The organism is Mucilaginibacter flavus (assembly GCF_030409315.1).
In the GTDB taxonomy this organism is placed as follows: Bacteria; Bacteroidota; Bacteroidia; order Sphingobacteriales; family Sphingobacteriaceae; genus Mucilaginibacter; species Mucilaginibacter flavus.
The window spans coordinates 89483-102816 of record NZ_JAUFPS010000023.1; the positions used below are offsets into that span (position 1 = coordinate 89483).

The window sequence follows — 13334 nt, forward strand, 5'->3', positions numbered from 1 at the left end:
AGGAAATAAAAGAAGTATCGTTGCCTCGTTGTTTTCAAAGGTACAAGAACTGAATTTTAACAACAGGTCACTCTCGCTTTCCCAAATGTGTCAGCAGAGCAGCTTCGGGCGAAAACAGGCAGAACGATGGTGGGCTGTGCGGTGGCAGGGCATAGGAAGTTTTTGCATGTGCGGGACTATGAGGGCAAGGGCAAAATAATTCCAGCCCAGGTTCTGCCCGTTTTGCAGGGAAAAGGCCTGTGCGGCAAAGAAGCCTTTCTGCTGACTTGATTTTTTGGTTACTTTTTTATCAAGAAAAAAGTAACAAGCCCTTTCCCGCGGCGAATGAGCGGGCCGATGTTTGTCCTTGCTACAAAATAAGCTTGGTTTGATGTAGATAGTCACAAGTACTCAGCCTTCTTGGGGAAAATTCGTTTGCTCTGGGTGTCCTTGAAAAGGGACTCTGGGCCCGCCTGCTAAGTAGTCAGTGATGGTGTCATGAGAAAACTAATCCCTCAGGGTGCTCTGCCGAGCGACCCTGAGGGTACTGTAAAATTAGTTTAATAGTTTTATCCTGATACCGGCATTGACCACCGTTCCTTCTAAAGGAGCAAAAACATCTTTAAAATCGGGATTAGTAATGCTACCAGTATAAATAGCTCCCCATTTAGTTTGGCGTTGGTTTGTAAGGTTTTCTGCATTTATAAAAATATCAAGGTGTTTCCACATTTTTTGAACCAGTAAGCCAAATGTGATATAGCCTTTGCCTGTTGTACCATCGCTTAATAATTGTGGTCCGGTATAAAAGCTCTCGGCACCAAAACGGAAACTGCCTTCAATTTCATAGGTAGAATCAAAGCTGAATTGGTTTTTAGGCGTTAGCGGTTGTGTGCTGTTTGTGCCGCTAAAATATTGCCTGGTGTTGGTATAGGTGTAACCCAGGTAAAATACCAATTCGTCCATCACCAATTTCACATTAGTTTCGGCTCCTTGTGAAAGCAGGTGGCCGGGTGCATTAATAAAAGTGTTGTTTTGTAGTATCAGTGGTTGATTAACCCTTGTTGAAAAAAACAACTGATTAATATTGATAAATGCTTCGTCGCCTAAAGCATTGCGGTAATTGAGGTCGGCATTTAAGCCAAAAGACTGCTCGGCCCTGGTATTTCCAATGTTTAATGGCTGTATATGCTGATAACCTTCCTGCTCGCTTTGATCATTAAATAGTGTCGGCATTTTATAACCCAGCCCGCCACCTATGCGGCTGGTTAAATGACCGGATATCTTAAACAGCGCATTTAGGCGGGGCAAAATAAAAAGCCCGTTTGATGGCTTAACCGGTGCGGGTATATTTTCGTCAATGCGTAAACCGCTTTCCATAGATAACCAATTGCTGGCTTTATACGTGTTTTGAGCAAACGCGCCTAAAGTAGTCTGATGATAATTTAGATTGTTTTGCGGCGGCACTGCTGTAAAGTTGTCTGTTATCAAATTGGCTCCTGCCACCCATGAAGCTTTTTCGCCATTGCGTACATAATTAACTTCGCTAAAAGAGGATAGTTGTTGCCCTTTAAAGCCAAATCCGGGTTCTTCAAAATCGCGGTGAAAGTATCCAACCGAATTTTTAAAGTTAATACGACTTTCTTCATCTATTTTATGGGTGAACGATAGTTGGGTAGAAAAGCGAAAGGTTTTATTACGCTCAAAATATTGATGAACGTTATCGGCATTGCCATCTACTACCTGTATATCGCCGCCAAAACGATTTTCATAGGTGGTGTTCACGCCAAACCAGCCGGAGTTATGTTCGTCCATATACAAAAAAAACTTGGGGTTAATGGCTATGCGGTTGGTTTGCGGAATTGCTGTGAAGCTGCCATCGCCGGGTGCAAAAGCGCCATTGTAATTATAGGCGCCAAAAATGGTGGTGCCAATGTGCTTCCATTTTTGGCTGTAATAAATACTCGCGTCGGCACCTTTGGCCGTAGTGCCGTTTAATAACAGGGTTAACTCGGGCGCTTTTTCGGGTACCTTGCTAATTAAATTTACCAACCCGGCAATGGCTCCGCCGCCATATAAAGTAGAGGCCGAGCCTTTGATAAACTCTACCTGGCGTAAATTAAGCGGACTAATTTGCACTAAGCTTAAATTGCCCGCAAAGCCTGCATAAAGCGGCATACCATCCTGCAATAATTGTGTGTAGCGGCTATCTAATCCCTGGATGCGGAAATTAGCCGTACCGCTCACTGCCGAAGTTTGCTGTACGTGTATGCCTGTAGTTTCGCCCAATAGCATTTTAATATCGCCTGGCCGCATGGTACTTTTTTCATCCAATTCTTCTAAGGGCAATGCCTCAATATGGGTTGGTACATCGCGCAGGTTTTGGTTAGTGCGGGTAGTTTGAACCATCACTTCTGCCAGTTCGCCGGTAGCAGGCCCTAAGCTGACTACAGTTGGGATATTGAGGTATTGCATGGGGAAACTATAAACCTTTTCGCTTTTGGCAAAACCGGTGTAACTGATTTCAATTTCAAAACGCCCGTTTGGGATATTATTGATAATAATTAATCCGCTTGTATCGGCAATGGCCGAAATCTTAAGATCGGGAATAAAGGCTGTTGCTCCTTTCATCGCAACTTTGGTTTCATCGTTAATTACTTTGGCTTTAAAAATATTTTGCGCCGCTGCCCAATGCGATAAAAGCACGCAGAGTATGAGAATGAATTTTTTTTTCATGAATATAAATTGAGCCCGCACATAAAAATGCCGGGCAGATAGATAAATAGATAGTAAACTTTAGTTGGTATTATTAGGCAAGTGGCGGCCTGAAAAGCTCGTTTCGATACTCAGATGTGTAAAATACCTGGGTAGATGAGCGATGGGGTAAAATGAAGAATGGGGCGATAAATAAAGTAATGGATGGTTGGTTTACCAACACGTTTGAGGGGCTGGCCTGGTGCTGAAATTGCACGTCGTTTCCCTTAACCGGTATTTTATCATGTTCATTATGGCCAAATATTTGTTTACCATGCAGTAAGTAATCGCCTATAAAATCAATAACACCTAACTCCTCCGCAGAGGTGATCCTGGTGTAATTATGGTACATGTTTGGAATATCACTTATCAGCGAGAAATCTCCCAGGGGCAATATGATGCTCCCCGTTAAAAACAAGCTTGCTAAAAAGTAACATATAAATTTCCTGAACATTGATCAAAGATACAAAAGCCTGGCAGGCTGCAGAGCTTTTATTTATAGTAATGTATACTCAACTGCTAAAAGTAACTTTTCTTGTACCATCGGCACCCCCAAAAGTCTCATTGCAACGCCCCGGGGCGGCCTGCTAAGTAGTCAGCGGTGGTATTATGAGTAAAGGAATCCACATCAGGGTCCTCTACCGCGAGGCCCAGAGGGACATGAAGAATGCATTAAAATCATTTTCAAATTTTCAAATACTCAAATTTTCAAATTACTTTCATCTGCATAATTCCCGCCTGTCAAAAATCTTGATACTTGATACTTACTACTTGATACTACCTAAATTTTCCTATTTTTATAACCAAACATCATTACGTGCGTTATGTTGTGATAACAATATTTAACAAATGTTATTTTACATTATAGCACTGCAAGCATAACTCAATGAGCAAAGTATTTACGATAACCGAAGGCTTGGAAAATATGGGCGCTTTGCGAACGGGCGGACAAGGCTCTGTTTATAAAGGCAGGCGTTACGGCCCCATCATCACAGCGGTAAAGTTATTGCCGACCCCCATCCATACCGAAAGTACCGACGATAAAAATTTCAGAAATTTTCAGAACGAGGTTGAAAAACTGAAAAAGGTGAACGAAGAGCCTAACCCCAACGTGGTTAAGATCTTAAACTCCGGTATTACCGAAAGTGGTTCGTTCCCTTTTATCGAAATGGAATATATTGATGGCCCGGATTTGGAAGACCTGTTGAAAGCACCTCACGAGCCGATATTTACCATTAAAGAGATCATTAAACTGGCCGATCAACTTGCAAACGCGCTATCGCACTGCCACAAGGTATCGGTAAAGCATGGTGATATTAAAAGCAATAACGTAAAGTTCAATATTCATACAGGCAATTATGTATTGCTGGATTTTGGTCTTTCGGCCATGTCTGACGATCAGCGTCGCACCAGTATCCGCCACGCAGGCGCTATTGAATTTATGGCACCAGAGCAAAACGAAGGGTTGATGTACTTCCAAACGGATGTATATAGCTTTGGTATCATTTTGTACGAACTCATAGGCGGTCAGGTGCCTTTCCCCCTTAAAGATAACGGCGAAACCGCCCGCAACGCCGTGATGCTGGCCCATATGGAAAGCGCGGTGCCCGATGTAATGGAACTGCGTAAAAAGAACCTGCCCGAAAGCTGGACCGAAGAAAAGAAACAGCATGAAATGCTGGTACCGGCATGGCTGCTCAAAATAGTATCCAAATGCCTGGAAAAGGAACCAGAAAACAGGTTCATGAATGGCATTGAACTGCAGGATGCTTTAGTACATAGCAGTATAGCCGCTGTGAACAGCAACCAGGTTGATGATTCATGGAACGCGTCGGTACTGTTAAAAGAGAACGAGCGTTTGCAAGGTTTGTTACTATACTACCAGGAAGCCGAAAGCGCCAGGGGCGTACATGTTATAAACACTGCCGCCGAAACGCCGGTTGTGGTTGGCAAACATACTGTACGTATTTCCAAGCCCATTTTTATCAGTTTAATTGTAATCCTTATCGCGCTTACCGGGTTTTCGGCAGTGTTGGGTTTTAAACACCGCAGGGGTATTTACAATACGCTTTTTAAATCAACCACACCGCAACGGGATACGCTAAGCAAAACCGGCCCCGCAATTAAACAGGAAGAAAATAACCTGGCAAAGCCAGATTCGCAGGTGAGTACGCACCCGGATGATAATGCAAACGGCGCGGGCGTACCACCGGAAGTTGATTCACTGGCCGATTCGATTTTGCGTGGGGTGAAGCATAAATCTACCAATCCGCAATTTTATCGCGATAGCGTAAAAAAAGCCGATACATCAAAATTGAGTTTTTAGTTAATACACGATATCTAAATGCTGACCGAATGGAATCAAAATCTACATTTTGGCAAAAAATAGGTTTACAGGACTGGTTTTTGCCAAATGGCAAAGCTGCCGCTGTAGCCGCCGTACAAAATAAAGCCCTTACGCCCGATGATGTTTATATGTACATTATCGAAAAATTTAAAGAATCAATAGCCCAGCTTTCCTTTGCCGATAGGGTAGTATTTTACCACGAATACATCATCAGCTTCAACGAAGAAGATTACCTGGAGTTTATCAATAACCGCTCGGGCTTGTTCGGTATTATCGTTCATGAATCGGTTAAAAAGTTTTATGAGTTGTTAAGCGAACACCAGGAATTTGGTAAAAAGGTGGAGCCATCAAGCTCGAAATGGGTTTTCAGGCTGGTATCGCATCCCGACTATAAAAAAGGGGATAAAGGCTTTATTGGCAAGCTGATGCCCGGCAGCAATAAAAAAGAAGAGAACCTGAGGGTAACTTTCATTCCGCGCCATACGGGTGTCGCCCAAACGCTTGATATCAGCAATGATATTTTAAAAGGCTTTACCTATTACAGCGAAGGTTATTACGAGTTACCATACTCCAACGAGTTGCATTATAACGAGAAGGAAGTGGTGAAACCCGGTCAGCAGGTATTGGCGCGTTTAGATACCATTATGCCCGATAAACAGTTTGTTGGCCGTAAGGTGGAGTTTTTGGTGAAGAATGAGGATATCGTGGTATCGGGCAATGAAGAAACCCGGGAAGATGCCTCGGTTTTTAAAATTCCGAGCGAGTGGGTAAATACCCCGCACCTGCGCATTCGCCTGAATAAGGCCGACGGCAAATTTTACCTGGCCTCATTTGGCGAGCTTACCATGATTAATGAGCAGGAAGTGCCCCGTAGTGATATAAATTCGCCGCAATGGGTGGAGCTACCTTTTAACTCCAAAATATTGCTGAACGGCATCATTGGTATTAACATATTTAAACCCGAAGCATAATGTCGCAAATACTATCAATAGGCTTACTGGCAATATGTGTTTTATTGTTGCTTGCCCATTTTATCGATATAAAAAGATCCAGCCATGGCAAATAATTATTTCGGCATTACAGATACCGGTAAGCAAAGGGATAATAACGAGGATGCCTTTATTGCCCAGAAAACCGATGATGGTAATTTTATTATTGCCTGTGTAATTGATGGGGTAGGCGGTTATGTAGGTGGCGAAATTGCCGCCGAAATTGCCCGCGAATGTATTTTAAAAGACCTGGCCTACGTGGCTGGTAATGTAACACCACTATTGGTGAACACTTTTGTAAATGCCAACCAGCAAATTTACAATCGTAAACTACAGGAAAAGGGTTTGGAGAACATGGCCTGCGTGTTAACGCTGGCAGTAATCGATTTGCAAAACAACCAGTTTTACTATGCCCATGTGGGCGATACCCGTTTGTATTTGCTGCGCGATAATTCGCTCATTAAAATATCTAAAGATCACTCTTTTGTAGGTTTCCTGGAAGACTCGGGCAGGCTTACCGAAGAGGCCGCCATGGATCATCCAAAACGAAACGAAATTAACAAAGCCCTGGGCTTTGCACCCAATATAGCACAGGATAGCGATTTTGTAGAAACCGGTCATTCGCCGTTTTTACCCGGCGATATGCTGCTGGTTTGCAGCGATGGTTTAACCGATTTGGTGGACAAAAAGCTGATCAAAAACATCCTGACAGAAAGCGGAACGTTAGAAGATAAAGGCAAAAAACTCATCAACGCCGCCAACCATAAAGGAGGCAAGGATAATGTAACTGTGGTATTGGCCCAAAACGATAAAGCCCCGCGTCAGCAAAATGCTACACGCCCGGCTGTATCTGTAAAGGCTGTTACCGAGGTCATCGAACCAAAGCCACAACCCAAACCAGTGGAAGAGCCGGCTGAAGTAACAGTAAAACCTAAAAACAGCCAGGGCACGATTTTTATATTGGCCATAATGTTTGTGATATGTTTAGGCGGTTTTATATGGCAATACTGGCTTAATCATCAGCCTAAACCAGAACCCGCAAAGGCAGCCATCCCCGCTGTAAAACCAAAAAGCGCCGGCGAAATTAAATTGCAGGATACCCTGAGTAAATTAAAAGGGAATACCCTTGTTTTATCAGAAGCTGATTTTAAAGAGCCTATCATCCTGAGCGATTCTATTTTTATTGGTAAGGATAGCCTGTATATTAAAGCCAAGGGGAAAATAGTATTCAAAAGAGATTCGACTTATAATGGGCCTGCTATCGCGCTATCTGCCAAAAGCAAATATGTAGTGCTGGATAGCCTTGCCTTTGATGGTTTTAAAGTAGCGGTTGCAACCCATAACGATGCCTTGGTTTTAAAAAATGTACAGTTTAATAACTGCGCTACGCCGGTTCAAACTTCTTACCTGTTTCCCGATAAAAAATACATTTCGGGCAGGTTGTTTGGCGGTATGTTCAAAATAGATTCCTTACCTAAAGCCATCAAAAAATAATGGATAAGGGTACACCAAAGGCCCCGGGCCGTGGAATGGAACGGCTTTTTTTACTGTTGACAGGTATTGTACTGGCTATACTATTTGGGAAGCTGTATACCGTTTTGCAGTTAAAGTTTGTTGATGTTGATAAAAGACTTGCAGATGGTACCATTGTAAACATCAATGCGCCAAACCCCGGCAAAAACATAGCTAATTTATTACGCAAAGGCTATTACTTTGATGATCCCCGGGATGTAAATTACATCGAATCGATAGTTGGCGGTAAGTCAAACACCGCGGGCCAGTTTGATAACGCTGGCGAGATCAACAAACGCAAATACTACGTAAATGCCGATGAAGCCATGGAGCAGGGCGGCGAATCGTACCGCCAAAGGGTATTGGATTCGCGGGAGCTTTTAGGTTATACCGGCGATGACTCGGTCCGTTTTACACAGGAAAAGAATAACCCGCCGCAAATCCCAGCCGAAACAGACCTGGCTTTAGGCGAATACAGCATCAGCGGTAAAATAAGTCATAAAGAGCAACCCGTAGCCGGCGTATTGGTGAGGCTGAATATGATTTTGCCTAAGGATAGCATTTACTCCGACGAGGAAACCGCTGCCAAAAATACTACGACCGAAAAATCAGCATCGGCAAAAAAGATATACGTTTTAAACGATCAAAAAAAACGGCAACTACAATCATTAACCGCCTTTGCCCGCACCGATGCCAATGGCCGTTACGAGTTTAAAAACCTACCTACAGATAAGGCTTTTGAATTGCTCCCCCTGCAGCCGGGCTTTGAATTTGGCCGCTCGCAAGGCGTGGTTGATTTGGATGCCAATAAAACCATCAATTTTAGCCAGGCACCGCATAGTATTAAGCTACTGTCGACCAAAGATTTTAATATCCTGAAAAAAGAAGGCGCCTTCATAGTACGTACCATTGATGATTTTAACAAATGGTACTGGATCATTGTCGCTTGTTTTTTTGCAGGTTTTATCATCATTCACCTGTTGCTAAGCACCCGTTTCCAGGCCGCAGATCAATTGATGCTGCCGCTGGTAATGATGCTTACCGGGATTTCGTTCCTAACGTTATTGAGCTTGCAGGACCCTTTACGCGACAGGTTTTTAGCCAAAGATACGCTCATCTATTTGGGCATAGGCGTTGCCGTGGTTTGTATTATGCTGCTCGTTAACCTGCGTAAATTAACCGCCGATTCGGCTTTGTATCGCTTGCTTATTTTTAAACAGGTACGCAGCGCGGCCAACGGCTGGCCATGGATAGTGCTGGCCATGGGCGTATTGTTTAGTACTATATTGTTTGGTACCGGGCCCGAAGGTAGCGGGGTTAAGGTAAACCTGTTAGGTTTTCAGCCCAGCGAGATTGTAAAATACCTGGTGGTTATTTTCCTGGCGGGATTTTTTGCCGCTAACGAAAAGTTTATCAGTCAGTATGCCAGTTGGGGCAAACGCTGGTCGTTCTTTTCATCGGCATTGATTGCTACGGTGCTTACGTTGCTGCTGTTTTTAATTTTAGGAGATTTGGGGCCGGCCATGGTAATCTGTTTTACGTTCATCATCCTGTTCTCCTTTTCGCGCGGCGATTTTTTGCCTATGGCAGGCTTTGTGGTGTTGTTTGTATTGACTACCTGGTTTTTTGATAACGTTTGGCTTAGCGCAGGCATTAGTTTTGGTATTTTAGTGTTAGTTGGGTTTTTAAAACCCCGGTACCTCAGTGAGTCGGCGTTTATGGCGCTTATTGTGATCACCGCGTTTTTAACCATCGATAAGATACCCGGGCTGGAAAAAATTATCCCCGGCCCGGTTGAGCGTTTGGTTGACCGTAAAGCTATTTGGCAAGACCCATGGAATAATGAAGTGTATGGCGGCGACCAGGTTGCCAACGGCCTATGGGCTATGGCAGGCGGCGGCCTAACCGGCGAGGGCGTAGGGCAGGGCTTTGCCAAAACCATTCCCGAAGCGCATACCGATATGATATTGCCATCCATTGGCGAAGAGTTTGGCTGGGCAGGTATGGCTGGCATCTTTATCCTGTTCCTGCTGTTTTTACACCGGTCCATCATCATAGGGCGGCAAACGGGCACGCCGCTGTTGTTTTACCTCAGCGCCGGGATAGGCGTGTGTACCTTTGTGCAGTTTTTATTGATAGCGGGCGGCTCTATCGGTGCATTGCCTCTATCGGGCGTATCATTGCCGTTTGAAAGCTATGGTGGTTCGTCATTAGTAATCAATATGCTGGCTACCGGCTTTTTGCTGTCGGTATCGTTAGTGAAGGGTAGCCAGGTGCAAATGAGTTATATTACCAAACAGCAGGATAAAAACCTGGTACCGGCATTGGCCGCGGCATTGGCGGGTGTGGTATTGTTAACGGTAAATGTATCGCGCTATAGTACCGATAATAAAAAGTGGGTGGTAAAACCTGCCCTGGTGGCCGATAAAAGCGGATCGCGCATGTTTAGTTATAACCCACGCATTGCCATATTGATGAATAAGTTACAGGCCGGTTCATTGCTTGACCGCAACGGGCTGATCCTGGCAACCAGCAAGCCCGAACTGATAGAAAAGCAAAAGAATAAATTATCTGCATCCGGCATCAAAAATTACGACCTGGATTCGGCCATGCACAAAAGGCTGGAACGTTTTTATCCTTTTGAAGAGCAAATGTTTTTCTGGATCGGTGATAACAACACCGGCGTATTTAATGGCAGCACCAACGGCTACTTTGCCGAATACGAACTTGCTGCCGAACTACGTGGCTTTAAAATGCCCATCAGCAGCTATAACGTAAAAGCATCGCGTTACCAGGAAGATCGCTTTTTACCACGTGGCGTAAAGGAAATGACTGTCGCCAAAAAAGACTATAGCGAACTGGCTCCATTACTGCTTGCGGATATTAATGGGCCCGAAGTTGCTGCATTTAAAAACAGAAACCGTGATGTAAAGCTAACCATGGATGCTGATTTGCAAACCAGCATCCAACAATCTATAGCTACCGACACATCATTGTTTGATAACCGGGTATCTGTGGTGATTATGGAAGCTAAAACCGGCGATGTGCTGGTTTCGGCACAATACCCGCTGCCACCCGTACATAATTGGGATAAGCTCACGATGTCGCAGGCTGATCAAAATAAACTCTCCACCTGGATGACCACTACCGATTTGGGCTTTACCTATGCCTCGCAGCCAGGCTCTACAGCCAAGGTATTAACCGCTATGTCGGCCTTTAATAAATTGGGTGTGGCTGCTGCCGATGTTACCTATCACGTAAGTACCGAGGAGCGTATTCGTACCAAGGGCATTGAGCCAGACGAAACAGGCGTGATCACCATGGAACGGGCGATTGCCAAATCAAATAACGTATATTTCATTAAGCTGGCCAATCAGCAGCACCTGGAAGAATATATGGTTAACCTGTATATGAAAACCGGGATGTTTTTGCATGGCGTAGGCGGCTATTATTTTAACAAGCCAACAGAGAACGATGCCCAGGAAGAAAAATGGCGCAACCTGTGGCGCAAAACCGAATTTAATACCAAACCCAGGTACGACCCTAATAACATTCATAAAACAAGGGCTAAGGGTATCTCTGGCATGGCCTGGGGGCAGGGCGAGCTTATTGCTACTCCTGCATCGGTAGCCCGACTTGTATCCGGCGTAGCCAATGGCGGTGTGTTGATGCCAAATCGTTTTGTATTGAATATTGGTGGCACCAAACAACCTGCAAAACCTGGGATAAGCCTGGCCGAAAAACCTGAATACGCGGGCTTGCTAACCCAATATATGATAGCACAAAGCGCGCCTAAGGTGCCTATATTAGGAATAGCGGTAGCGGGTAAAAGTGGTACCCCCGAGCGTATTGTAAAAAACAAAAGCGTGAACGATGGCTGGTATGTATTTTTTGCTCCCGAAGCCAATGGCAAAAGCAATATGGTAGTTTGTATCCGTATAGAGTCAACCCGCGGCTCGTCAGACGCCGTTCACTTGGCCGGCAAGCACGTTATACCATTCCTGTTGCAAAAAGGCTATATGAAGGGTATTGATGGCAATGAGGCGGTGAGTACTGAATAGATTTTGGATTTCGGAATTGGGATTTCGGATTTTTAGAATTTAAAAATTCGGATTTAGATTTTAGGATTTTAGAATGAGTGTTTTGAATTTTTACTTTTGAATTTTGAATTAAAAAGATGGCATTTAGTTTTTTCAGCAGGAATAGTGGCGATAAGGCCTGGGATGTAAAAAGTTTGCGCGACGCATTGCTGCGCTACATAAAAGAAGCCCTGCAAAAGGTAGAAGGCGGCGAAGCCGGCCACATTAAAGAGTTACAGTTATACATCGCCGCCAACGCCGAGGACAAACATATCTACGAAGGAGCGGTGTATGTGCAGGATAAGGAAAAGTTCAGGAACGAGATTCAGCGGATAGCTGATGATTATGCGCTCGATCTGCCTGCCGATTGGTCGGTTGAAGTGATTTTTACGGACAGTCTTCCAACAGATATCGGCCGGATACCTCAGTTAGATGCCGCGTTTACCATACTTACACAGAGGCAGGTAATGCACAATGCTTCATCGGCAGTGGCTTATATCCGCATTTTGAACGGGCAGGCCGAGCAGGGTGAATACCTGATTAAAGCAACAGATGGAAAGATCAACATTGGCAGGGATAAAAAGTCGGTTACCGAAAACGGTTCGTTCCGCCTAAATAAAATCATTTTCCCGCCGGATAGTAACGACGAAAGCAACAAATTTATCAGCCGTCAACACGCCCATATTGAGTGGAACAAAGATGACGAACGTTTTATGATTTATGCCGATGAGGGCGGCGTTCCTCCACGCAATAAAACCAAAATTCATATTGCTGCCGATGAAAAGATGATCAAGCTTAACTCAACCCAAATAGGTCACCCCATGAGCGAAGGCGACCAGGTGATTTTAGGAGAATCAGCCGTGTTTTTGTTTAGCGTGAAAGCAGAAGGATAATTTTTTACCCGCACGGTAGTTTAAAAAATATGATCAAAAGAATATTACTTCTGATAGTAATCATAGCAAAAGTTGGTTTTGCCCATGCCCAAACTGCCGATGAGGTTTATAATACCTACATCGATTTTAACGAGGCAAAAATGAATGCCGACGCCACGCGGCAAATGACCCTTGCCGAGAAGATTTTGCCCGATACCGCTAAACTGACACCCAAGGTGCGGATAAGCTTTTATAATTCATTAGCAAAGCTTTATGAAGACGATAGTCAGAGTGTAAATGCCATTAAATACTATAAAATGGTTTCGGCTGCTCAGCCAGACTACTATGTGGCTCACCGGGCTTTAGGTTACCTGTATATCAAAGATATCTCCGGCAAGCAAACGGTGGTTGATGCCAACTACATCCAAAAAGCTAAACTGGCACTCCCGCACCTCGAAAAAGCCCAGGCCTGCGATCCCGACGATAACACCCTCGCCATTATCAAAGTACTTTACAGGAACTTAAAGGATGAAGCCGCGCTAAATTCCCTGCCCGCCCGGTTGGAAAAACTCAAGAAAAACTGCGTTGATTTACTGAGTGACCAGTAGCTTTAGTAGTAAGTATCAAGTAGTAAGTAGTAAGATTTTTTTACTTGAAGGTTTTTTGAATAAGATTTGAATGCTGAGAAACTTTCCGCAGCTGTCTTACTACTTGATACTTACTAATGCGAATCAAGGGTTAAAAGCTTTAGAAACCTTATGGCTTAACCACCTGATTATGAGTTTTTTATTTGTGATTTTATTTG

The 13334-nt window shown here is 44.1% G+C and carries 9 protein-coding genes; 6 read left to right on the forward strand and 3 right to left on the reverse strand.

The genetic code is table 11. The annotated features are described in order from the left end of the window. Positions 1–90: 90 nt before the first annotated feature. From QWZ17_RS08135 to QWZ17_RS08145, 3 genes are all read right to left on the reverse strand, one after another. Positions 91–384, reverse strand: a complete 294-nt coding sequence (locus QWZ17_RS08135; protein WP_290304629.1) for a hypothetical protein — start codon at positions 382–384, stop codon at positions 91–93. Positions 385–534: 150 nt separating this feature from the next. Continuing rightward, positions 535–2712, reverse strand: coding sequence for a TonB-dependent receptor (locus QWZ17_RS08140; RefSeq protein ID WP_290304631.1), 2178 nt, complete (start codon positions 2710–2712; stop codon positions 535–537). 73 nt (positions 2713–2785) lie between these two features. After that, positions 2786–3184, reverse strand: a complete 399-nt coding sequence (locus QWZ17_RS08145) for a hypothetical protein (RefSeq protein ID WP_290304632.1) — start codon at positions 3182–3184, stop codon at positions 2786–2788. Positions 3185–3616: 432 nt separating this feature from the next. Here QWZ17_RS08145 and QWZ17_RS08150 point away from each other — a divergent pair, with 432 nt between their 5' ends. The 6 genes from QWZ17_RS08150 (at position 3617) to QWZ17_RS08175 (ending at position 13137) form a co-directional block, all read left to right on the forward strand. Next, a complete protein-coding gene (locus tag QWZ17_RS08150) occupies positions 3617–5056 on the forward strand; it encodes a serine/threonine-protein kinase (protein WP_290304633.1) in 1440 nt (479 codons plus the stop codon). A 29-nt stretch (positions 5057–5085) separates the two neighbouring features. After that, positions 5086–6048, forward strand: coding sequence for a hypothetical protein (locus QWZ17_RS08155; RefSeq protein WP_290304635.1), 963 nt, complete (start codon positions 5086–5088; stop codon positions 6046–6048). Positions 6049–6132: 84 nt separating this feature from the next. Beyond that, positions 6133–7560 (forward strand): PP2C family protein-serine/threonine phosphatase, encoded by a 1428-nt coding sequence (locus tag QWZ17_RS08160; protein ID WP_290304636.1) that lies wholly within the window; start codon positions 6133–6135, stop codon positions 7558–7560. Then, the gene (locus QWZ17_RS08165) at positions 7560–11639 is read left to right on the forward strand and encodes an FtsW/RodA/SpoVE family cell cycle protein (RefSeq protein WP_290304637.1); all 4080 of its coding nucleotides are present in this window, start codon (positions 7560–7562) and stop codon (positions 11637–11639) included. The genes QWZ17_RS08160 and QWZ17_RS08165 overlap by 1 nt, the downstream gene beginning before the upstream one ends. A 116-nt stretch (positions 11640–11755) precedes the next feature. Further along, positions 11756–12550 carry an FHA domain-containing protein gene (locus QWZ17_RS08170; protein ID WP_290304639.1) on the forward strand — a complete coding sequence of 265 codons (795 nt, stop codon included), beginning with the start codon at positions 11756–11758 and terminating at the stop codon, positions 12548–12550. A 29-nt stretch (positions 12551–12579) separates the two neighbouring features. Further along, on the forward strand, positions 12580–13137 hold the full coding sequence (locus QWZ17_RS08175; RefSeq protein ID WP_290304642.1) for a hypothetical protein: 558 nt from the start codon (positions 12580–12582) through the stop codon (positions 13135–13137). The last annotated feature ends 197 nt before the right edge of the window (positions 13138–13334 follow it).

Bases quoted from the DNA above. Each gene is read 5' to 3' on its own strand.
- QWZ17_RS08140 (WP_290304631.1), bottom strand. From the start codon at position 2,712: ATGAAAAAAAAATTCATTCTCATACTCTGCGTGCTTTTATCGCATTGG.
- QWZ17_RS08145 (WP_290304632.1), bottom strand. From the start codon at position 3,184: ATGTTCAGGAAATTTATATGTTACTTTTTAGCAAGCTTGTTTTTAACG.
- QWZ17_RS08150 (WP_290304633.1), top strand. From the start codon at position 3,617: ATGAGCAAAGTATTTACGATAACCGAAGGCTTGGAAAATATGGGCGCT.
- QWZ17_RS08155 (WP_290304635.1), top strand. From the start codon at position 5,086: ATGGAATCAAAATCTACATTTTGGCAAAAAATAGGTTTACAGGACTGG.
- QWZ17_RS08160 (WP_290304636.1), top strand. From the start codon at position 6,133: ATGGCAAATAATTATTTCGGCATTACAGATACCGGTAAGCAAAGGGAT.
- QWZ17_RS08165 (WP_290304637.1), top strand. From the start codon at position 7,560: ATGGATAAGGGTACACCAAAGGCCCCGGGCCGTGGAATGGAACGGCTT.
- QWZ17_RS08170 (WP_290304639.1), top strand. From the start codon at position 11,756: ATGGCATTTAGTTTTTTCAGCAGGAATAGTGGCGATAAGGCCTGGGAT.
- QWZ17_RS08175 (WP_290304642.1), top strand. From the start codon at position 12,580: ATGATCAAAAGAATATTACTTCTGATAGTAATCATAGCAAAAGTTGGT.